The organism is Stenotrophomonas sp. SbOxS2 (assembly GCF_013416715.1).
In the GTDB taxonomy this organism is placed as follows: Bacteria; Pseudomonadota; Gammaproteobacteria; order Xanthomonadales; family Xanthomonadaceae; genus Stenotrophomonas; species Stenotrophomonas lactitubi.
Window position 1 is genome coordinate 89,660 of record NZ_JAAVXD010000006.1, and the last position, 21,009, is coordinate 110,668.

18 protein-coding genes are annotated in these 21,009 nt (G+C 65.6%); 14 read left to right on the plus strand and 4 right to left on the minus strand.

Features of this window, described 5'->3' with window-relative positions:
• The first annotated feature begins 5 nt into the window (after nt 1-5).
• The 4 genes from gspD to pncB all read left to right on the plus strand — a co-directional run bounded on the left by gspD (nt 6) and on the right by pncB (nt 5,778).
• Nucleotides 6-2,219, plus strand: a complete 2,214-nt coding sequence (gene gspD / locus HFK18_RS13915; protein ID WP_180166726.1) for a type II secretion system secretin GspD — start codon at nt 6-8, stop codon at nt 2,217-2,219.
• A 563-nt stretch (nt 2,220-2,782) separates the two neighbouring features.
• Nucleotides 2,783-3,637, plus strand: a complete 855-nt coding sequence (locus HFK18_RS13920; RefSeq protein ID WP_180166727.1) for a glycosyltransferase — start codon at nt 2,783-2,785, stop codon at nt 3,635-3,637.
• A complete protein-coding gene (locus HFK18_RS13925; protein WP_180166728.1) occupies nt 3,634-4,473 on the plus strand; it encodes a glycosyltransferase family 2 protein in 840 nt (279 codons plus the stop codon). The genes HFK18_RS13920 and HFK18_RS13925 overlap by 4 nt, the downstream gene beginning before the upstream one ends.
• A 117-nt stretch (nt 4,474-4,590) precedes the next feature.
• Nucleotides 4,591-5,778 carry a nicotinate phosphoribosyltransferase gene (pncB, locus tag HFK18_RS13930; RefSeq protein WP_180166729.1) on the plus strand — a complete coding sequence of 396 codons (1,188 nt, stop codon included), beginning with the start codon at nt 4,591-4,593 and terminating at the stop codon, nt 5,776-5,778.
• Here the strand turns inward: pncB and HFK18_RS13935 are convergent.
• Nucleotides 5,769-6,134 (minus strand): type 1 fimbrial protein, encoded by a 366-nt coding sequence (locus tag HFK18_RS13935; RefSeq protein WP_089238703.1) that lies wholly within the window; start codon nt 6,132-6,134, stop codon nt 5,769-5,771. The genes pncB and HFK18_RS13935 overlap by 10 nt on opposite strands.
• Nucleotides 6,135-6,555: 421 nt before the next feature.
• Here HFK18_RS13935 and HFK18_RS13940 point away from each other — a divergent pair, with 421 nt between their 5' ends.
• The 4 genes from HFK18_RS13940 (at nt 6,556) to HFK18_RS13955 (ending at nt 11,591) form a co-directional block, all read left to right on the plus strand.
• Nucleotides 6,556-7,095, plus strand: a complete 540-nt coding sequence (locus HFK18_RS13940) for a fimbrial protein (protein WP_049469455.1) — start codon at nt 6,556-6,558, stop codon at nt 7,093-7,095.
• 85 nt (nt 7,096-7,180) lie between these two features.
• The gene (locus HFK18_RS13945) at nt 7,181-7,909 is read left to right on the plus strand and encodes a molecular chaperone (protein ID WP_089238705.1); all 729 of its coding nucleotides are present in this window, start codon (nt 7,181-7,183) and stop codon (nt 7,907-7,909) included.
• A gap of 92 nt (nt 7,910-8,001) precedes the next feature.
• Nucleotides 8,002-10,566: a fimbria/pilus outer membrane usher protein gene (locus HFK18_RS13950; protein WP_180166835.1), complete on the plus strand. Its 2,565-nt coding sequence runs from the start codon at nt 8,002-8,004 to the stop codon at nt 10,564-10,566.
• The gene (locus tag HFK18_RS13955; RefSeq protein WP_180166730.1) at nt 10,557-11,591 is read left to right on the plus strand and encodes a fimbrial protein; all 1,035 of its coding nucleotides are present in this window, start codon (nt 10,557-10,559) and stop codon (nt 11,589-11,591) included. Before HFK18_RS13950 ends, HFK18_RS13955 begins: the two co-directional genes overlap by 10 nt.
• Before the next feature lie 99 nt (nt 11,592-11,690).
• On the opposite strand, the gene HFK18_RS13960 is transcribed toward HFK18_RS13955, so the two are convergent.
• The gene (locus tag HFK18_RS13960) at nt 11,691-13,007 is read right to left on the minus strand and encodes an NCS2 family permease (protein WP_180166731.1); all 1,317 of its coding nucleotides are present in this window, start codon (nt 13,005-13,007) and stop codon (nt 11,691-11,693) included.
• Nucleotides 13,008-13,167: 160 nt separating this feature from the next.
• Nucleotides 13,168-14,832 (minus strand): energy-dependent translational throttle protein EttA, encoded by a 1,665-nt coding sequence (ettA, locus tag HFK18_RS13965; RefSeq protein ID WP_025876664.1) that lies wholly within the window; start codon nt 14,830-14,832, stop codon nt 13,168-13,170.
• 252 nt (nt 14,833-15,084) lie between these two features.
• Here ettA and HFK18_RS13970 point away from each other — a divergent pair, with 252 nt between their 5' ends.
• The 6 genes from HFK18_RS13970 to ribD all read left to right on the plus strand — a co-directional run bounded on the left by HFK18_RS13970 (nt 15,085) and on the right by ribD (nt 20,325).
• Nucleotides 15,085-15,561, plus strand: a complete 477-nt coding sequence (locus HFK18_RS13970) for an RcnB family protein (protein ID WP_099820331.1) — start codon at nt 15,085-15,087, stop codon at nt 15,559-15,561.
• Between the two features lie 184 nt (nt 15,562-15,745).
• The gene (gene glyA, locus HFK18_RS13975) at nt 15,746-16,999 is read left to right on the plus strand and encodes a serine hydroxymethyltransferase (RefSeq protein ID WP_099820330.1); all 1,254 of its coding nucleotides are present in this window, start codon (nt 15,746-15,748) and stop codon (nt 16,997-16,999) included.
• A 67-nt stretch (nt 17,000-17,066) separates the two neighbouring features.
• Entirely contained in the window at nt 17,067-17,486 is a 420-nt protein-coding gene (locus HFK18_RS13980) for a hypothetical protein (protein WP_180166732.1), read from the plus strand.
• A 29-nt stretch (nt 17,487-17,515) separates the two neighbouring features.
• Nucleotides 17,516-17,953, plus strand: coding sequence for a hypothetical protein (locus HFK18_RS13985; RefSeq protein ID WP_180166733.1), 438 nt, complete (start codon nt 17,516-17,518; stop codon nt 17,951-17,953).
• Between the two features lie 612 nt (nt 17,954-18,565).
• Nucleotides 18,566-19,087 (plus strand): transcriptional regulator NrdR, encoded by a 522-nt coding sequence (nrdR, locus tag HFK18_RS13990; RefSeq protein WP_089238721.1) that lies wholly within the window; start codon nt 18,566-18,568, stop codon nt 19,085-19,087.
• Between the two features lie 152 nt (nt 19,088-19,239).
• On the plus strand, nt 19,240-20,325 hold the full coding sequence (gene ribD / locus HFK18_RS13995) for a bifunctional diaminohydroxyphosphoribosylaminopyrimidine deaminase/5-amino-6-(5-phosphoribosylamino)uracil reductase RibD (RefSeq protein WP_180166734.1): 1,086 nt from the start codon (nt 19,240-19,242) through the stop codon (nt 20,323-20,325).
• A gap of 63 nt (nt 20,326-20,388) precedes the next feature.
• On the opposite strand, the gene HFK18_RS14000 is transcribed toward ribD, so the two are convergent.
• Nucleotides 20,389-21,009: a hypothetical protein gene (locus tag HFK18_RS14000; RefSeq protein ID WP_180166735.1), complete on the minus strand. Its 621-nt coding sequence runs from the start codon at nt 21,007-21,009 to the stop codon at nt 20,389-20,391.

Consider the following 21,009-nt stretch of genomic DNA (forward strand, 5'->3'; position numbering starts at 1 on the left):
AATGCATGAATCTGCGTTTTCTTCCCTGGTCCCTTGCCCTGACACTGCTGGTCGGCTGCAGCACCGTGTCCGCCCCGCATGTGCAACGCAACGGCAACCTGCAGCCATCGGCCAGCGCCGGTCAGGCCGCCACCGATGCGCAGACCGAAGCGGCCGATCAAGCTCAGGGGACGCCGCAGGCGGTGATCCGCCGTGGCACCGGCACCATGATCAACCGCGAGGCCGCGCGCAAGCCGTCGCCCGCGTTGCATGCGGCCAGCTCCGGCGAAGCCACCTTCAACTTCGAGGGCGAGTCGGTGCACGCGGTGGTCAAGGCCATCCTCGGTGACATGCTCGGCCAGAACTACGTGATTGCCCCGGGGGTGCAGGGCACAGTGACTCTTGCCACGCCCAAGCCGGTATCGCCGGCACAGGCACTGAACCTGCTGGAGATGGTGCTGGGCTGGAACAACGCCCGCATGGTCTACAGCGGTGGCCGCTACAACATCGTTGCCGCCGACCAGGCACTGGCCGGCACCGTGGCGCCGAGCACCGCGCCCGCCTCCAGCGCACGCGGCTTTGAAGTGCGCGTGGTGCCGCTGCAGTTCATCTCCGCCACCGAGATGAAGAAGGTGCTGGAGCCCTATGCGCGGCCCAATGCCATCGTCAACGTCGACAGCGGCCGCAACGTGATCACCCTGGGCGGCACCCGTGCCGAACTCGAGAACTACCTGCACACCGTCGAAATCTTCGACGTCGACTGGCTCTCGGGCATGTCGGTGGGCGTGTTCCCGATCCAGTCCGGCAAGGCCGAGCAGGTCGCGGCCGATCTGGAAAAGGTGTTCGGCGAAGAGAGCAAGACGCCCAGCGCCGGCATGTTCCGTTTCCTGCCGCTGGAAAACGCCAACGCCGTGCTGGTGATCACCCCGCAGGTGCGCTACCTGGACCAGATCCAGCAGTGGCTGGACCGCATCGATACCGCCGGTGGCAGCGCGCGCCTGTTCTCGCATGAACTGCGTTACATCAAGGCCCGCGACCTGGCAGAACGCCTCAGCGAAGCCTTCGCCAGCAGCGGCAACCGTAGCGGCGCCGGCCCGGCATCGCTGGCGCCGGGCGCCATTCCGTCGCAGCTGGGCAGCGACGGCGACCGCGGCATGGACGCCAACAACGGCAGCAGCTTCAACAACACGGTGGGTGGCAGCAGCGGCAGCAGTGGCGGCGGCAGCTCCGGTTCCCTGAACCTGCCGCAGCGCCAGTCGGGCAACGTCAGCATCAGCCTGGAAGTGGAAGGCGATCGTGTCGGCGTGTCGGCGGTGGAGGAAACCAACACGCTGCTGGTGCGTTCGACGCCGCAGGCGTGGCGCTCGATCCGCGAAGTGATCGAGAAGCTGGACGTGATGCCGCTGCAGGTACACATCGAAGCGCAGGTGGCCGAAGTCGGGCTGACCGGCGACCTGAAGTACGGCGTGAACTGGTACTTCGACAACGCCGTGGCAGGGCGCGCGCTGACCGGTGCGCTGTCCGGATTGTCACTGCCGGCGATGGCCGGCGGTTCCTGGAACACCTTCGCCGGCGCGGTGACCGGCACCGACGGTGCCAACTGGGCGTTCACCGGCCACAACGGCGCCGCCGTGGTCAGCGCACTGGACAAGGTCACCGACGTGCGCCTGCTGCAGACGCCCTCGGTGTTCGTGCGCAACAACGCAGAAGCCACGCTCAACGTTGGCGACAAGGTGCCGATCAACACCACCACGGTCAACACCGGCATCGGTACCAGCAGCTACAGCTCGGTGCAGTACATCGACACCGGCGTGATCCTCAAGGTGCGCCCGCGCGTAACCCGCGACGGCACGGTGTTCCTGGATATCGTGCAGGAGATCAGCAGCGCCTCGGACGTACCTGAGAACTGCAATCCGCAGGAGCGCAACTGCAACCCGCGCATCTCCACCAAGAAGCTGGCCACCGAGGCCGCGGTGCAGAGTGGTGACACCATCATGCTGGCCGGCCTGATCACCGATTCGGCCACGGATGGCAGCAGCGGCATTCCCGGCCTCAGCCGGATTCCGGTGCTGGGTGCACTGTTCGGCCAGAAGAGCCGCACCAGCCGTCGTTCGGAAGTGATCGTGCTGCTGACCCCGACCATCGTCCGCAACGGCCAGGAAGCACGCACCCTGACCGACGAATACAGCCAGCGCTTCCGGGCGATGGAGCCGCTGAACCAGCCGGGCTCAAAGAAGTAAGGGGGTTCGGCCGGGTTGCACCCGGCACCCGCCGAAGCCGAAGCAACGGCAGCAGCAACAGCAACAGCGGGTTTACTGGGGGAGGGCGGGGCACTGTGGGTTTGCGGGGACGCCGTAAATACGTCCATGTAGGCTTGGTCGCCGCATCCATGCGGCTCACACCCCGCAAACCCACAGTGCCCCACCTTCGACAGTTTCCTGCTGCTGTGGGTAGGTGTCGACCTTGGTCGACACATCTGTCAGATATCGAAATGAATCTGGGATCAGATCCATTTTCCTGCGGAAAACGGATCTGAACCCAAGAGCCATTCCAACAGTTCGCGGAAAACTGTCGAAGGCGGGGTGGGTCCGGTTGCGGGGGTGTCCGCGGCATGGATGCCGCGGCCAAGCCCCCAGGGATGGGTTTACGGCGTCCCCCGCCACCGGACCCACCCCGCCATCCCACAGGAAACCCGCTTCGGCTGTTGCTGTTGCCGTTGCTGCGGCCTCTGCCGGTGCCGGGTGCAACCCGGCCGACACCCACCCGATGCTACGCTGTGGCCACCGACAACCACGGAGGCGGGATGGGGGCGATCGTGTTGTTGCCGCTCGGCGTGGACGACGCGGTGCTTGACCGCTGCCTGGCTGCGCTTGATGCCGGTACCGCAGCGGGGACATCGATCTGGCTGGGCGATGACGCGCAAGCCGGGCCACGTGCACAGGCGGTGGTCGAACACTGGCTGGCACATACGCCGCTGCAGGCCGAATACACTCGCCGCGCCAGACCCCTCGGCGAGGTCGCCCATCTGGACGAAATGCTGCGTGCCTGCGACGGCCTGGACGTCGCGGTGCTGGCCCCGGACAGCGTGCCTGCACCCGGATGGCTGCAGCAGTTGCAGGCCACGTTTGCGCGTGACGCCGCCATCGCCACCGCCACGCCGTGGTGCAATGTGGGCGAAACCGCTGCCTGGCCGCGGCTGGGTGAACTCAACCCCGAGCCGAGCGACCCGGCGCTGTTGGCCCACGTCTGCGCGGCGCTGCCGACCCTGCATCCTGAACTCCCCTCGGCAGTCACTCATGCGGTGCTGGTGCGCGCCAATGCGCGGCGGCGTGCCGGTGGCCTGGATGCAGAAAGCTACCTGGGCTGGAACGCGGCGCTGGTCGATCTGAGCCTGCGCATGGCCGGCCTCGGCTGGCGCAACGTGTTGTGCGAAAACGCCTTCGTCAGCCGTGCCAGTGAAGCGCCCAGCCGCGACGGCGACCTGGAGGCATTGGCCGCGCGCTGGCCGGGCTGGGTACCGCGGCTGGCTGACTTCCTGATGCATGATCCGCTGCACACGCTGCGCCAGGACCTGCAGCACAACCTGCAGCAGGCGATAATGCCGCGCGGGCAGGGCGACCTGTTCGTGCCGTCATCACCGCTGGAGCCGCCTGTTTGAATTCCGCCATTGCCGCCATCGTCGTCACCTACCAGAGCGGCAGCACCATCGATGCCTGCCTGTCACGACTGCGCCAGGCGCAGGACGTGGCCGAGATCCGGGTGATCGACAACGGTTCGCTGGATGACACCCTGGAAGTCATACAGCGCCACGCCAGCCACGATCCGCGCGTGCGTTTCATTGCCAACCCGGACAATCCCGGTTTCGCCGCAGCCAACAACCAGGGCGCTGCTGATTCACGCAGCCCGTGGCTGGCCTTCATCAATCCTGACCTGATGGTCGAAATCGATACCCTCGCCGCACTGCGTGACCGTGCCGGTGCGGTGGGCGATTGCCTGCTGGGCGTGGAGCAGGTGGACGAGCACGGCCAGGCCGATGACGCGGTAAGGCGTCGTGATCCGGACTTCCTCGCCATGCTGCGCTCGCCCGGGCGCGGCGCGCGGTTGGCCATTGCCCGCGACCCGGTGCAGCCGTTGCAGCAGGTACCGGCATTGTCCGGTGCGCTGCTGCTGATGCCGCGCGCCTTGTTTGATCGCATCGGCGGCTGGGATGCCGGTTACCGGCTGCATGCCGAAGACCTGGACCTGTGCCGCCGCGTGCGTGAGGCCGGTGGCGTGGTCGCCATCGCCAACGACCTGAAGGTGACCCACGTGCGCGGGGTGTCTAGCCGTTCGCGCCCGTTCTTCGTGGAATGGCACAAGCATCGCGGGCTGTGGCGCTACTTCAGCAAGTTCGAAGCGCCGCAGCGGTCGTTGCCGGTGCGGGTGGCAGTGTGGGGCGCGATCTGGGCCCACGCGCTGGTGCAGGTACCGAGGCTGCTGCGCAGGTCGCTGTAACACGCTGCCTCAGGATCATCCACGCATGGCGTGGATCTACTGCAGAGCCACGCCGTGCGATAGGGCTCCACCTCCCCGCGGACCCCGGTTCACCCCTACAGGCGCATAATTCCAGCCATGCCTATCATCCAGTCCCTGCTCGACACCGACCTGTACAAGTTCACCATGATGCAGGCGGTGCTGCACCAGCACCCCGGCGCGCAGGTTCAATACCGTTTCAAATGCCGCACCCCCGGTATCGAACTGGCCCGCTACATCGACCAGATCGATGAGGAGATCGACCACCTGTGCAGCCTGCGCTTCAGCAATGAAGAGCTGGACTACATGCGTGGCCTGCGCTTCGTGAAGCCGGATTTCGCCGACTTCCTCGGCCTGTTCCACCTGGACCGCAAGTACATCCAGCTGCGTGCGTCGAAGACCGTGCCCGGCGAGATCGAACTGGACATCACCGGTCCGTGGCTGCACACCATCCTGTTCGAAGTGCCGTTGCTGGCGATCATCAACGAAGTCTGGTTCCGCAACACCACCACGGCCGATTTCGCCGAGGGCGAGCGCCGCCTGCAGGCCAAGGCCGCGCTGCTGCGCGATACCCCCGGTTTCGAACAGTGCCGCATCGCCGACTACGGCAGCCGCCGCCGCTACTCGCGCGACTGGCATGCGCGCCTGCTGCCGCTGCTGCGCGATGCGCTGGGCCCGCAGCTGGTCGGCACCAGCAACGTGCACTTCGCGCGCCTGTACGGCATGACCCCGCACGGCACCATGGCCCATGAATACCTGCAGGCGTTCCAGGCGCTGGGCCCGCGCCTGCGCGATTCGCAGGTGGCGGCGCTGGAATCGTGGGCACGCGAGTACCGCGGCGACCTCGGCATCGCGCTGTCCGATGTGGTCGGGCTGGACGCGTTCCTGCGCGACTTCGACATGTATTTCTGCAAGCTGTTCGATGGCGTGCGCCATGATTCCGGCGACCCGTTCGACTGGGGCGACCGCATGCTGGCCCACTTCCAGCAGCGCCGCGTCGACGCGCGCAGCAAGGTGCTGGTCTTCAGCGATGGGCTCGACATCACCAAGGTGATGCGCCTGTACGACTACTTCCGCGGCCGCTGCCAGGTGGCGTTCGGCGTGGGTACCCATCTGACCAACGATCTGGGGCCGACCCCGCTCAACATCGTCATCAAGATGGTCCGCTGCAATGGCCAGCCGGTGGCCAAGCTCAGTGACTCACCGGGCAAGAGCATGTGCGATGACCCGGGTTACCTGTCCTACCTGCGGCAGGTGTTCGAACTGTCGGACCCGGTTCAGGGGTAGTCGACCACCACCAGATAGGCGCCTCGCAGCGGTTGGCGCTGGGAGGCTTCCAGGCGATAGCGCTCGGAGAACGACAGGTCGCCGGCACGCATCGTGCGTGCGGCCACGGCCAGCTGCTGGCCATGGCGGCCGCCTTCGCGCAGCGTTGCCGTTTCACCTTCGCCCAGCGCCGTCACCGCCACCTTGGCGCCCTTGGCCGACGGCGGGCACGCTTCCAGGCTCAGCTCCTGCTGGGACAGGCGCGTCGTGCAGCCGGGATCGACGATGCGACCGCTGAAGCGGACGCTTCCGCTGCTGGCCTGGGCCAGTGCGCTGACGGACATCAAGGCCACGCACAGCAGGATCGAGCTCTTCATGACACGTTCTCTGGTTCGGTGTGTCCTAGTTAGCGACAACCGCGAACAGTCATTGATAGGCAGTGTTTCGTTCTGCTAGGGCCATCACCCGAGAAGGGTGATGCGCGTCAAATAACGCCGTTTTTACCTGCAAACGCGGTCGACGATCGAGTGCCATTTGCGTCGCACGCTAAGCCTGCTTTGGCTTCCCGGGCATCCTCCATTTTTGAGCTATCACGTCAATTTATTGGCGTCAAGATGTTGTGTTCATAAAAAATTATGAGAACTGGGTCACATTTATGCATATACTTGCGTCACGGATTCAGGGAGAGGTACGTCCGAATCCGGCGACAGGTGAGACGCAAGGAAGGGTCCGATGCCCGGCAGTGCTCCTTGCTTCCTCCTCTACTTTCCATCTCTTCAGTAGGGTTAGGTACAAGCAATGCACAAGATCAAATTCATCGCGGTTCTGATGCTGGCTGCCGCTCCGCTGGCCGCCAATGCTGCCGACGGCACCATCACCTTCAACGGCAAGGTCACCGACAAGACCTGCACCATCTCGACCCCGGGTGGCAAGGACTTCTCTGTCAACCTGCCGACCGTGTCCAAGAGCACCCTGGCTGCCGCCGGTGCCGTCGCTGGTCGTACCCCGTTCGCGATCAACCTGACCAAGTGCAGCGCCGGCAACGTCGCTACCTACTTCGAGCCGGGTTCGACCGTTGACTTCAACAGCGGCCGCCTGAACAACCAGGCTGCGGCCAATGCTGCCGGCAACGTGCAGCTGCAGCTGCTGGGCTCGAACAACCAGTTCCTGCCGGTCAAGGCCTCGGGCGCCAACCAGGCCCAGGACAACTCGCAGTGGGTGACCGTTGCTGCCGATGGCACCGCCAACCTGAACTACTACGCTGAGTACTACGCGACCGCCGCCGCGACTGCCGGTGAAGTCACCAGCAACGTCAAGTACACGATCATCTACAACTGATCGTAGCCGTACCCGCATTGGCCGGCGTACGCGCCGGCCAGTGCTTCGCGGCCCCTGGCCACACATCTCGAGCGTAGTAATTCCGATGAAAGCAATCTTTCCCCGGGCGCTGCTGCTGGCAGCGTTCACGCTGCCCTTCTGCCAGAACGCTCTGGCCGGCGTGGTGGTCAATGGCACGCGAGTGATCTACCCGGCGCAATCGCGCGAAGTCACCGTGCAGGTCGACAACGTGGGCGACTCGCCCGCGCTGGTGCAGGCGTGGGTCGACAGTGGCGACGCCAACCAGACCGCTGATACCAGTGATGCACCGTTCGTGCTGACGCCGCCGATCAGCCGTGTCGAGCCCGGTCGCAGCCAGGCGCTGCGCCTGATCTTCTCTGGCGCGCAGCTGCCGACCGACCACGAATCGGTGTTCTGGCTCAACGTGCTGGATGTGCCGCCGTCGCCGGAAAGCGCCGACAGTGGCGAACAGAACTACCTGCAGGTCGCGTTTCGTTCGCGCCTCAAGCTTTTTTACCGGCCGCAGGGCCTGAAGGGCGTCGCCAACGACGCGCCTGCAGCACTGCGCTGGACCCGCAGCGGTGATCGCCTGCGGGTGGAAAACCCCAGTCCCTTCCACGTGACCCTGGCTGAAGTGCATGCCGTGACCGGCAGCGGCGAACGGCCGGTCGAAGAGCAGGGAAAGATGGTTGCACCGAAGCAGAGCCTCGATTTCGCGGCTCCGGCCGGCATCGAGCAGGTCCGCTTCATCACCATCAACGACTACGGCGGCCGGGTCGAACACACGATCCGCCTGTCCGCTACCGGGGGCTGAAAGCGCCGCGTGGGCCATTGGCCTGCGCATCCCGCAACTGCCGCCGTGCGGCGAATTGAAGGAATGTCAGTGTGATCGGAAACAGATTGACATTGTCGATCCATCAGGCGCTTTGCCTGTTGGCTGCTGGCGTCGCCTGCCCAGGATGGGCACTGGCTGCACCGGCCAATCTCGGCGAACAAGCGCTGATGGCGCAAAGCGGTGCGGCAACGGCGCGTGCGCCGGAACAGGCGCAGTTCAATTCCAGCTTCCTGTCTGGCCAGGCCAAGCAGGTCGACCTGGCAGCTTTCTCCAATGGCAACCCGATGGTTGCCGGCAACTACCGCGTCGACGTCTACGTCAACGGCGCATGGCAGGGCCGCCGCGATCTGCAGTTCAAGGCCGATGCGCAGGGCCGTGTCGATGCCTGCCTGGATGTGGCGACGCTGGAAGAACTGGGCGTGGACAGCGAAGCGGTTCTGCTCCAGCAGGATCCGTCCGCAGCGCTGGACAAGAGCACCTGTGCGCCGGTGCAGCAGCGCATGGCCAACGCCTACGGCGCCTATGACAGCGGCAACCTGCGCTACGACCTCAGCATCCCGCAGGCGTTCATGCGCCGCGAAGCCCGAGGCTACGTCAATCCCGCACTGTGGGACCGCGGCATCAATGCCGGTTTCGTTGGCTACAGCTTCAACGCGATCGACAGTGACAGCCGCACCGACGGTGGCAACCGCAACCGCAGCGCCTACCTGGGACTCAACGCAGGCCTGAACCTGGGCGGCTGGCAGTTCCGCCACGATTCCAACCTGACCTGGAACGAAGGCGACGGCCGTCATTGGCAGAGCATCGCCACCTATGCGCAGCGCGGTATTCCGCAGGTGCGCGGCATGCTCACCCTGGGTGAGGCCTACACCAGCGGCGAGCTGTTCGATTCGATCGGCTACCGCGGTGCCAGCCTGGCCAGCGACGATCGCATGCTGCCCGATTCGCTGCGCGGCTACGCGCCGATCGTGCGTGGCATCGCCGAGACCAACGCGCGCGTCGAAGTCCGCCAGAACCAGCAGCTGATCTATTCGGCCTCGGTGTCGCCGGGCAACTTCGTGATCGACGACCTGTACCCGACCGGTTACGGCGGCGACCTGGAAGTGAGCGTGGTCGAAGCCGATGGCCGTCGCCGCGAGTTCAAGGTTCCGTTCGGTTCGGTGCCGCAGATGCTGCGCGCCGGTGTGTCGCGCTATGCGATTACTGCCGGCCAGGTCCGCAACAAGCAGCTGCGCGATGAGCCGTGGCTGATGCAGGGCACCTATCAGCGCGGCATCGGCAACCAGCTGACCCTGTACGGTGGCAGCGCGTTGAGCGATGGCTACCTGTCGCTGCTGTACGGTATCGGCGTGTCCACACCGCTGGGTGCCTTCGCCGCCGATGTCACCCATGCCCGTACCTCGTTCGATCATTACGGCAACAGCACCGGCGCCAGCGTGCGCCTGAGCTACAGCAACATGATCGGCGAGACCGGCACCAACCTGACCCTGGCCGCATACCGCTATTCCACTGAAGGCTTCTACAGCCTGCAGGATGCGCTGTACGCACGCGACGCCGATGATCGTGGCATCGATCCGAGCACCCGCGGCCGCCAGCGCAGCCAGTTCCAGCTGACCCTGAACCAGCCGCTCGGCCGTCGCTGGGGCGCGCTGTACGTGACCGGCTCGGTGCGTGACTTCTATGATCGCCCCGGTACTGCCAAGCAGTACCAGGTGGGCTACAACAACGCCTGGCGCTCGGTGAACTTCGGTTTCTCCGCACTGCGTACCGAAGAAGGTGCGCTGGGCCGTTCCGATACCCAGTACCTGTTGTCGATGAGCGTGCCGCTGGGCCGCGGAACCCGCCCGGTCTCGCTCAGTGCCGATGTCGGTGTGCGCGAACGCGGTGGCTACGACAGCAGCCGTGTAGGCATCACCGGCGCCGCAGGCGTGGACAACAACTTCAGCTACGGCGTGGCCCTGTCCGATACCCGCGACGGTGGCACCACCGCCGTCGGCAATGCCGAGTACCGCAGCCGCTACACCGCTTTGAACGCGACCTACGGCCATTCGCGTGACTTCCGCCAGGCATCGTTCGGTGCCAACGGCAGCCTGGTCATGCACAGTGGTGGTGTGACCCTGACCCCGCAGCGCGGTGAAACCATGGTGCTGGTCGAGGCACCGGGTGCACGTGATGCCATGGTCAGCAACGCGCCGGGCCTGCGCATCGATGGTCGCGGTTACGCCGTGGTCCCCTACGTGTCGCCGTATCGCCTCAACACCGTGACCCTGGACCCGCAGGGCATGGCTCACGATGTCGAGCTGGAAAGCAGCAGCCAGTCGATCGCTCCGTTCGCCGGTGCCATCAGCTACCTGCGCTTCGATACCCGCAAGGGCAATGCGCTGCTGATCCAGGTGCGCAACGCCGACGGTCGCACGCTGCCGTTCGGCGCGCAGGTCAAGGACGAAACTGGCCAGCCGGTGGGCATGGTCAGCCAGGGCGGCCGCCTGTACGTGCGCAGCGAGAAGAACCAGGGCAGCCTGCAGGTTGAATGGGGCTCCGGTGCTGACCAGCGCTGCACGGTTGATTACCAGGTACCGGCGGGCGCCGATGCGTCCAAGACCGGCTTCATCCCGCTGGAGGCAGCATGCCGATGATTCTCTTCCGTGGCCGCAAGGCGCTGGCCACCCTTGCCGTGCTTGGCGGCGTGCTGCTGGCCCAACAGGCCAGCGCCTCCTGTCGCATCCAGTCCAGCTGGTTTACCGCTCAGGACGTGACGATGGACATGGGGCAGATCGTGATCCTGCCAAGCACCGCCGTAGGCGGTGTGATCAAGGAAATCAGCGTGGCGATCAATCAGCAGAACAGCGTTGCCCGCTGTGACTGGTCAGGTGGTCGTTCCGTCGGCGAGTACGTCAATGCAGCGCAGCGCCGGCCGGTTGCGGGCTTTTCCAATGTCTATGAAACCGATGTCGCGGGCGTGGGCATCCGTCTGTTCCGCGACTCCGGTGCCATCCAGACGTACTACCCGCACTCCATCAATTTTGCCGGCAACGCCACCATCTCGCTGGTGGGCGGTCAGTTCCGCATCCAGCTGATCAAGACGGCGGCACAGACCGGCTCAGGCACCATCGCACCGAACGGCCGCTTCACCACGTACTACTTCGACGGTGATGGTGCCGGGCGCCCGGTGCTGACGTCGACCTTCAAGGGCTCGGGCACCACCGTGGTCAGCCCGACCTGCGAAGTACAGGCCGGCAGCCGCAACATTCCGGTGGATTTCGGCAGCGTGCCCAACACCAGCTTCACCGGCGTCGGCTCCAAGGCCGTCAACCGTGATTTCGACATCCGCCTGAACTGCCAGGGCAGCAACCTTGCACAGTTCCAGAGCAAGGTCGGCATCCGCTTGGATGCCGACCAGGATGGTTCGAACATGCCGGGCGTGCTCAAGCTCAGCGCCGCTGCCAACAGCGCTACGCGCATCGGCATCCAGATGGTGCAGCGCGATGGCAGCAGCGAGCGCGAAGTGCGTTTCGGCCAGACCATCAACGTCGGCACGACCACTATTGGCAGCTCTACGTTGAGCCTGCCGCTGCGCGCACGCTACGTGCAGACCCAGGCCGGTACCGTGGGTGCCGGTGTTGCAAACGGGCAGGCAACCTTCACCATCCAGTACGAGTGAAGGCCACGCGGCATCGGGTAGTGCCGGCCGCTGGCCGGCAACTGCAGGATTCCCGAGGCATGTGAGGTTGCCGGCCAGCGGCCGGCAACAGCCACCGGCTTACTCCAGCGCGTAGCGCAGCACGAACAGCACCGCCACCAGCCACACCGCCGGATGCACCTCGCGCCAGCGGCCGGTGCCCGCTTTCAGCGCGGCATAGGCAATGAAGCCGAAGGCCAGGCCGTTGGCGATGGAATAGGTGAACGGCATCGCCAGCGCGCACAGTGCCGCCGGCACCGACTCGGTCAGGTCGCTCCAGTCCACTTCCACCAGTTCACGCAGCATCAGCCCGGCCACGAACAGCAGCGCCGGCGCGGTGGCATAGCCGGGCACCATCGCCGCCAGTGGCGAGAACAGCAGTGCGGCCAGGAACAGCGCGGCCACCACCAGCGCGGTCAAACCGGTACGGCCACCCACCTGCACGCCAGAGGCGCTTTCGGCGAAGGCGGTGGTGCTGCTGGTGCCCAGCAGCGAGCCGGCGACAATCGCCGTGCTGTCGGCCAGCAGCGCGCGCCCGAATCGCTTCTGTGCGCCCGGCAGTTTCAGCAGGCCGGCACGGCCGACCACGCCATACAACGTGCCGGTGGCATCGAACACTTCCACCAGCACGAACACCAGCACCACCTGCAGCAGTACCGCCATCGGCGCGCCGCCGTTGTGGTGCAGCAGGCCGGGCAGGTCCAGCTGCAGGAAGGTCGGTGCCAGGCTCGGCGGCAACGACACCAACCCGTGGTACTGCAGATCGCCCAACGCCCAGCCGGCCGCGGTCACCGCCAGGATGCCGATCAGGATCGCGCCGCGCACACGCCGCGCTTCCAGGATCGCGATCAGCAGGAAGCCACCCAGTGCCAGCAGCGGCGGTGCGGTATTGAGCGGGCCCAACGCGACCAGCGTGTCCTCGTTGCCGATGATCACGCCGGATTTCTGCAGCGCGATGATCGCCAGGAACAGGCCGATGCCGGCCACGATCGCCGACCGCAATGACGCCGGAATGCCCGACACCAGCCACGCGCGCACGCCGGTCAGCGACAGCACCAGGAACACCAGGCCGGAAATGAACACCGCCGCCAGCGCCTGCTGCCAGGGCAGGCCGGCAGCACCGACCACGGTGAAGGCGAAGAACGCATTCAAGCCCATGCCCGGTGCCATGCCCACCGGGAAGTTGGCCGCCAGTGCCATCACCACCGAGCCCAGCGCGGCGGCCAGGCAGGTGGCCACGAACACCGCACCCGCATCCATGCCGGTGGTGCCGAGAATCTCGGGATTGACGAAGACGATGTAGGACATCGTCAGGAACGTGGTGACACCGGCCAGCAGTTCGGTGCGCACGGTAGTGCCGTGCTGTTGCAGCTGGAACAGGCGTTCGAACAGGGACATGGGGGTTCTCACGACAATAAGGTGTCACGACCAACGGTCGTGACCTACCCAAATGCAGAACGTGGGTGCCGACCGTTGGTCGGTACGCCTTCCTTCACCACCAACGGTGGTGACCTACCTAAATGAGAAAGGCCGCGCGAGCGCGGCCTTTCCGGTTGCCTTACTTCAGCGCCTTGAAGCGCAGGCGCTTCGGCGCAGCGTCGTCGCCCATGCGGCGGCGCTTGTCTTCTTCGTACTCGCGGTAGTTGCCCTGGAAGAACTCCACGTGCGAGTCGCCTTCGAACGCCAGGATGTGGGTCGCGATGCGATCCAGGAACCAGCGGTCATGCGAAATGACGAAGGTGTTGCCCGGGAACTCCAGCAGCGCATCTTCCAGCGCACGTAGGGTTTCGATGTCCAGATCGTTGGACGGTTCATCGAGCAGCAGCACGTTGCCACCCTGCAGCAGGGTCTTGGCCATGTGCAGGCGGCCACGCTCACCACCGGACAGCGAACCGACCATCTTCTGCTGGTCCTGGCCCTTGAAGTTGAAGCGGCCGATGTAGGCGCGCGACTGGATCTCGATGCCGTTGATGTTGAGGATGTCCAGGCCGCCCGCGATTTCCTGGAACACGCTGTGGTTGCCTTCCAGCGCGTCACGGCTCTGGTCGACATAGGACAGCTGCACGGTCGGGCCGACCACGATCTCGCCGGTATCCGGCTTTTCCTGGCCGGTGATCATCTTGAACAGGGTCGACTTACCGGCACCGTTGGGGCCGATGATGCCGACGATGGCGCCCGAGGGCACCAGGAAGTTCAGGTTGTCGAACAGCAGGCGGTCGCCGAACTTCTTGGAGACGTTCTTGAATTCCATCACCGCCTGGCCCAGGCGCTCGCCCGGCGGGATGAAGATTTCATTGGTCTCGTTGCGCTTCTGGTAATCGACCGACTGCAGCTCTTCCAGGCGGGCCAGACGGGCCTTGCCCTTGGTGCGGCCGCCCTTGGCGTTCTGGCGCGACCACTCCAGTTCCTTCTGGATCGCCTTCTGGCGAGCCTTTTCCTGGTTGTCTTCCTGCTTCAGGCGCTCATCCTTCTGGGTCAGCCAGTCGGTGTAGTTGCCCTTCCACGGAATGCCGCGGCCACGGTCCAGTTCCAGGATCCACTCGGCGGCGTTGTCCAGGAAGTAGCGATCATGGGTGACCGCCACGACGGTGCCGGTGTAGCGCGCCAGGAACTGTTCCAGCCATTCCACCGACTCGGCGTCGAGGTGGTTGGTCGGTTCGTCGAGCAGCAGCATGTCCGGCTTCTGCAGCAGCAGGCGGCACAGTGCCACGCGGCGCTTTTCACCACCGGACAGCTTGCCGACGATGGCATCCCACGGCGGCAGGCGCAGCGCGTCGGCGGCCACGTCCAGCTGGTTTTCCAGGGTGTGCGCGTCGCCGGCAGCGAGGATCGCTTCCAGGCGTTCCTGTTCCTTGGCCAGCGCGTCGAAATCGGCGCCTTCTTCGGCATAGGCCGCGTAGACCGCGTCCAGCGCAGCCTGCGCCTGCAGCACTTCGCCAACGCCTTCTTCAACCGCTTCACGCACGGTCTTGGTCGGGTCCAGCTCCGGTTCCTGCGCCAGGTAGCCGACCTTGATGCCGGCCTGCGGACGGGCTTCGCCCTCGAAATCGGTGTCCACGCCGGCCATGATCTTCAGCACGGTGGACTTGCCGGCGCCGTTCAGGCCCAGCAGGCCGATCTTCGCGCCCGGGAAGAAGGACAGCGAGATGTCCTTGATGATCTGCCGCTTGGGCGGGACCACCTTGGACACGCGGTTCATGGTGTAGATGTATTGCGAGGACATGAGGTCTCCGTAGGCGCGACCCTGCGCCCGGTCCGTCACGGGGAACTTCCCGTTGCGGCAGCGGGCACAGACTGAATGGAATACCCCCAATTATAGCCGGAACCGGTTCCGGCCCGCGCTGGCCGCAGCACCCGGGGCTGGCCGCGACCTGAATACCCGGTCACAGCCCCGCAGCGGGAAGCGTTTCCAGCCGGAAACCGTTCAGATCGCATGCGCAAGATGGGATCACCACCCACCCAGCAGAGGTCTCCCATGCAACTCCATCGACTCATGGCCGGCGCCGTGGCCTCCGTACTGGCGCTGGGTGCCATCGCCCCGGCTTTCGCCGACAACGACCACCGTGGCCGCGACCATGACCGCCGTGAGTGGCGCGAGGATCGCCGGGAATGGCGTCACGACCGCCGCGACTGGGAACGCGACCGTCGCGAAGCGCGCCGCGATTACCGTCACGATCGCCGCTACGACCATGGCTACTACCGTCCGGCACCGCCGCCGCCGCGCGTGGTCTACAGCCCGGGCTACCGGCCCGGCTATGGCTATGGCTGGCAGCGCGGCCACCGCTACCGCGACTACTACCGCGGCCCGATCTACGTGGTGAACGACTACCCGCGCTACCAGCTGCGCCGCCCGCCGTACGGCCACCACTGGATCCGCGATGACCGCGGCAACATGCTGCTGGTCGCCGTGGCAACCGGCATCATCGCCGACTACATCATCAACAACCGTTGATGCAGCGCCGGGGTCGGATCCCTTTCCGCAGGAAAGGGCTCTGACCTCACAACGCCATGCGGAACCATACGGGGCCGGATTCGTTCGTCGAATCCGGCCCCGGTCGTTTCGGCCCCAGCAGGCCGGGGCGGGGCTACAATCTAGGGCTGAGTCGTACCCCTTTCCCCGCCTGCTGGAGTACCCGATGTTCCCGCGTGACGTCCGCATCGAAACCTACGATCCCGAACTGGCCAAGGCCATCGCCGCTGAGACCCAGCGCCAGGAAGACCACGTCGAGCTGATCGCCAGCGAGAACTACACCAGCCCGGCGGTGATGGAAGCCCAGGGCAGCCAGCTGACCAACAAGTACGCCGAAGGCTATCCGGGCAAGCGCTACTACGGTGGCTGCGAATACGTGGACATCGCCGAGCAGCTGGCGATCGACCGCCTCAAGCAGCTGTTCGACGCGGACTATGCCAACGTGCAGCCGCACAGCGGTTCGCAGGCCAACCAGGCCGTGTACTTCGCGCTGCTGCAGCCGGGCGACACCATCCTCGGCATGAGCCTGGCCCACGGCGGCCACCTCACCCACGGCGCCAAGGTGAACGCCTCGGGCAAGCTGTTCAACGCCGTGCAGTACGGCGTCAACGACCAGGGCCTGATCGATTACGACGAAGTCGAGCGCCTGGCCCTGGAGCACAAGCCGAAGATGGTCGTGGCCGGCTTCTCGGCGTACTCGCAGGTGATCGACTGGGCGCGCTTCCGCGCCATCGCCGACAAGGTCGGTGCCTACCTGTTCGTCGACATGGCGCACGTCGCCGGCCTGGTTGCTGCTGGCGTCTACCCGAGCCCGCTGGAACACGCCCACGTGGTCACCTCGACCACCCACAAGACCCTGCGCGGCCCGCGCGGCGGCATCATCGTCGCCAAGGGCGCCGACGAAGACCTGGTCAAGAAGCTGCAGTCGATCGTGTTCCCGGGCATCCAGGGCGGTCCGCTGATGCACGTCATCGCCGGCAAGGCGGTGGCCTTCAAGGAAGCGCTGGAGCCGGGCTTCAAGGCCTACCAGCAGCAGGTGGTGAAGAACGCCCAGGCGATGGCCAACACGCTGATCGCGCGCGGCTACAAGATCGTCTCCGGTGGCACCCAGAACCACCTGATGCTGGTCGACATGATCGGCAAGGACGTGTCCGGCAAGGACGCGGAAGCCGCGCTGGGCAAGGCCCACATCACCGTCAACAAGAACTCGGTGCCGAACGACCCGCGTTCGCCGTTCGTGACCTCGGGCCTGCGCCTGGGCACCCCGGCGGTGACCACCCGTGGTTACGTGGAACAGGACTGCGTGGACCTGGCCAACTGGATCGCCGACGTGCTCGACGCGCCGGCCGACGAAGCCGTGATCGCCCGCGTGCGCGATGCCGTCAGCGCGCAGTGCCGCAAGTACCCGGTCTACGGTTGATCGGGCACTGGGGTCGGATCCCTTCCCTGCGGGAAGGGCTCTGACCCTGGGCACCGGAGTACCGCGCATGGATGAGCGCCGCCTCAAGTATCTCTATGCGGCCTTGGCTGTACTCTTCGGCCTGCCCAGCCTGGTGGGCGGCGGGGCCGCAGCGACGATGCTGCTGTTGATGGGGCTGGGCCAGTTTGGTCACGGCACTCTGGCATCGGTGACGCTGATGCCGCTGTGGGGCCTGTCCGGAATTGCCGGCTGCCTGGCCTGGCTGTGGCTCAGCGCAAGTTACCTGATGCAGGGACGTGCCGGTCTGCGTGTGCGGCCGGCCTGGTGGCGCATGCTGATGGTCGGTGGTCTCGCCGCCATGCCGCCGCTTGGGCTGGCGCTGTGGTGGGGCATCGCGGTCCATGCCGAAGGCTTCAATCTGCTGCTGTTGGGGCCGTCGATGCTGGTGCCGGCGGGCATGCTGGTGTGGCTGAAAAGGCAGGCGTGAGATCGCGCGCCGGAAGAGAGAAAGAACGCATGGATGAGCGTCTGCACAAACGCCTGTATATCGCCCAATGCCTGCTGCTGGGATTGCCTGCATTGGTGGCCGGTGGTGGCGTCGCCGCGTTCGGCATCTACACCTTTCTGGTCCGTCATGGACTGATGCGCGGCGACGAAGGTGCCGTGCTCTTCCTGTGGGCGAGTGCCGGCATTGCCGGGTTGCTGGCATGGCTGTGGCTCAGCATCCGCTACCTGCGGCGGGGGCGTGATGGCCTGCGGCAGTCACCAGCGCTGCCATGGATCGGGCTGGTGCTTGGCGCCATCGCGGCACTGGCCGTGGTCGGCGTCGTGCTTTTCAGCCTGTTTGCCGGCAGCCCCTGGCAGGTGCTGGGGTATCTGGTGCTGGGCGTGCCGTTGCTGGTACCGGCTGCGCATCTGGTGTGGCTGCGGCGGGGTGCGACCGACGCTGTGTGACTGGCGGTTGGAAGTTTCAGAGAAATTGCATGGTGTGCTGCAGGCGTCAGGACTAGGGTCTTCAGAGCTACTGAAAGGAGCCCCCGATGCAATCCTGGCGCCGCCGACACGGCCTCTACCTGCTTCTCCACAGCCTTCTTTTTTCCATTCCCTGCGCGTTGGCCGGCCTGTTGGGTTCGCTGCTGCTGCTAGGGGTATAGGCGCAGGGCGGTGACAACAGCGCAGTTCTTGGATTGCTTGCGATGTGGGGTGTGCTGTCCGTGACGGCGATCCCACCTGTTTATCAGCTCGTAAACACGTGGCAGATGCGCGGACCGGATGGATTGAAGCCCGCCGCGCCAGTGCTGGAGACGCTGTTTCTAGTGTCAGCTGCTCAGGCTGTGTCCGCGTTGGTGATAACAGTTTCAAGTCTTGGAGTGCATCCGATACTGCTGATATTGGCAATCGGTTGGGGGGCTCCCTGGATCAGCCTCGCCTGCCACTTCCGATGGCTGTCGAAGGCCAGCGGGCGCGAGTGAAGAAAAACGGAATTTGCTGCCTGGCCCCTTCTCAGGTACCGTTGCGACGCTGCCACGACCGTGGCAGCAGGTATTTCCCCGAGCCAGGCGTTCAATGCATTGCCCCTTCTGCCAGCATGCCGATACACGGGTCATCGATTCGCGCGTCTCCGAAGACGGCGCGACGATTCGTCGTCGGCGTGAGTGCGAGGCGTGCAGCGAACGCTTCAGTACTTTGGAAACCGTTGAACTGAAGCTGCCGGCCATCGTCAAGAGCGATGGCACCCGCGAAGCCTTCGATGCCCGCAAGGTCCGCGCCGGCTTTGACCGAGCGCTGCAGAAGCGCGCGGTGCCCGAAGAGAAGATCGAAGCGGCGGTACGCGCGGTGGTGCATCAGCTGCGTATCAGCGGCGAACGCGAAGTGCCCTCGATCAAGGTCGGCGAGTTCGTCATGAATGAACTGCGCAAGCTCGACCATGTTGGTTATGTGCGTTTCGCCTCGGTCTACCGCAGCTTCGAGGACGTGGCCGATTTCCGCGAGGAGATCGAGAAGCTCGAACGCGACCTGCCTTCCAGCACCGAACAGCTGCAGCTGCTGGGCGATGTGATCGCCCTGACCAAGAAGAAGAAGGGCTGACGCCCGTTGCCCTGGTAGATGCCAACCTTGGTTGGCGCTGTGCCGCCATCCACGCATGGCGTGGATCTACTGGGACTCTGCCAACCTTGGCTGGCGTCGTGCCGTCATCCACGCATGGCGTGGATCCATACCAACGGCGCTACCATGGCGGCATGAGCACATCGTTCTCCGTCCTCGACCACCTGCACATGGCCAACGCACTGCGTCTGGCCGAGCGTGCCGCCTATACCGCCCGCCCCAACCCGATGGTCGGCTGCGTGATCGCCCATGGCGAGCGCGTGGTCGGGCAGGGCTGGCACCAGCGAGCCGGTGGCCCGCATGCCGAAGTGTTCGCCCTGCGCGAGGCCGGCAGCGAAGCGCGTGGTGCCACCGCCTACGTCACCCTGGAACCCTGCGCGCATTACGGACGCACGCCGCCGTGCGCATTGGCGCTGATCGACGCCGGCGTGTCGCGCGTTGTTGCGGCGATGCGCGACCCGTTCCCGAAAGTGGATGGCGGTGGTTTCGACCTGCTGCGCGAAGCCGGAATCGAGGTCGCCGAGGGCTTGATGGCCGCGCAGGCGCGCGAACTCAACAAGGGCTTCCTGTCGCGCGTGGAGCGCGGTCGTCCGTGGCTGCGGGTGAAGCTGGCAGCCAGCCTGGATGGCCGTACCGCGATGGCCGACGGCAGCTCGAAGTGGATCACCGGGCCCGCCGCGCGCGAGGACGTGCAGCACTGGCGCGCGCGCGCTGGTGCGATCCTGACCGGTGCCGACACCGTGATCGCCGACGACCCGATGCTGACCGTGCGCTTGGCTGGCACCGAGGTGATGCCACCACTGCGCGTGGTGCTGGATTCGCGCCTGCGCTCGCTGGAATGCAGTCGTGTGCGCGAGGGTGGGGCACCGACGCTGTACCTGCACGATGCGATGATCAGCCCGCCCGACGCAGCCGACGCGGCATTCGCCAGCGTGGCGGTGCGTCACGGTCGCCTTGATCTGGGCGCGGTACTGGCGCTGCTGGCCGAGCGCGGCATCAACGAAGTGCATACCGAAGCCGGCGCGACGCTGGCCGGTGCACTGCTGCGCGGCGGCTGGGTGGACGAACTGCTGCTGTACCAGGCACCGACCCTGCTCGGCGACAGCGGCCGCCCGCTGCTGGCTGGTCTCGGCATCGACACGATGGACCAGCAGCGCCGCCTGCGCGTGGTCGATCAGCGCCAGGTGGGTGAGGATCTGCGGTTGCTGCTGCGCCCCTGAAAAAGGGACGGAGGGGATTAAGTCGTTTATGCCACAAACGACTTAATCTCCTCCGTTCCTTTTTCAATTCGGCAGGTGCTCGTTCCACTCGAAGAACGGCAGGAACGCATCCGCCAGTCCGCTCATCAGCGGCGTTGGGTTCTGCACGCGCCAGGCGCCACCGTCAGGGGCGCGGTGGAACGAAACCGTGATGATCCTTTCCCGGTCCGGTGCCACGGCGATCATCTGCGTATATGCCGTCGCCAGTTCACTCGCCATCTGCGGCGGATGCGGCCCATTGAACGGCACGCGATGCCGTCGATACACGGGCAGCAGTGCCGACAGGTCGGGCAGGTGGCAGCGATAGTCGACGTCGGCGCTGCTGGTCTGCGCATGGCGCACGCTGTCGGTAGCGCAATGCACTAAGGCCTGCCGCTTGCGTAGCGCCGCCGCAGCCTTCGGCCAATCAGCCAGTTCGGGCGCCTCGTCCAGATGGCTTGCACCCGCCAGTGCCGCCGCGAGGGCAGTCCCGTTATCGGTATCGAGATAGCGGGCCAGTGTTGCCTGTGCTGCTGCATCGCCGTGCACGATCACCTGTGCATACAGGTCGAATACCTGCACGGGCGTCAGCGCAGGTGCCGACGCCAGTGCAGTACCAGGGGCCAGCAGCAGCGCAGCCAGCCCCAGCTGTTTCAGCAGAACCAC

Coding starts and splice junctions, on each gene's coding strand:
- gspD (WP_180166726.1), top strand. CDS start 6: ATGAATCTGCGTTTTCTTCCCTGGTCCCTTGCCCTGACACTGCTGGTC.
- HFK18_RS13920 (WP_180166727.1), top strand. CDS start 2,783: ATGGGGGCGATCGTGTTGTTGCCGCTCGGCGTGGACGACGCGGTGCTT.
- pncB (WP_180166729.1), top strand. CDS start 4,591: ATGCCTATCATCCAGTCCCTGCTCGACACCGACCTGTACAAGTTCACC.
- HFK18_RS13935 (WP_089238703.1), bottom strand. CDS start 6,134: ATGAAGAGCTCGATCCTGCTGTGCGTGGCCTTGATGTCCGTCAGCGCA.
- HFK18_RS13940 (WP_049469455.1), top strand. CDS start 6,556: ATGCACAAGATCAAATTCATCGCGGTTCTGATGCTGGCTGCCGCTCCG.
- HFK18_RS13945 (WP_089238705.1), top strand. CDS start 7,181: ATGAAAGCAATCTTTCCCCGGGCGCTGCTGCTGGCAGCGTTCACGCTG.
- HFK18_RS13955 (WP_180166730.1), top strand. CDS start 10,557: ATGCCGATGATTCTCTTCCGTGGCCGCAAGGCGCTGGCCACCCTTGCC.
- HFK18_RS13960 (WP_180166731.1), bottom strand. CDS start 13,007: ATGTCCCTGTTCGAACGCCTGTTCCAGCTGCAACAGCACGGCACTACC.
- ettA (WP_025876664.1), bottom strand. CDS start 14,832: ATGTCCTCGCAATACATCTACACCATGAACCGCGTGTCCAAGGTGGTC.
- HFK18_RS13970 (WP_099820331.1), top strand. CDS start 15,085: ATGCAACTCCATCGACTCATGGCCGGCGCCGTGGCCTCCGTACTGGCG.
- glyA (WP_099820330.1), top strand. CDS start 15,746: ATGTTCCCGCGTGACGTCCGCATCGAAACCTACGATCCCGAACTGGCC.
- HFK18_RS13980 (WP_180166732.1), top strand. CDS start 17,067: ATGGATGAGCGCCGCCTCAAGTATCTCTATGCGGCCTTGGCTGTACTC.
- HFK18_RS13985 (WP_180166733.1), top strand. CDS start 17,516: ATGGATGAGCGTCTGCACAAACGCCTGTATATCGCCCAATGCCTGCTG.
- nrdR (WP_089238721.1), top strand. CDS start 18,566: ATGCATTGCCCCTTCTGCCAGCATGCCGATACACGGGTCATCGATTCG.
- ribD (WP_180166734.1), top strand. CDS start 19,240: ATGAGCACATCGTTCTCCGTCCTCGACCACCTGCACATGGCCAACGCA.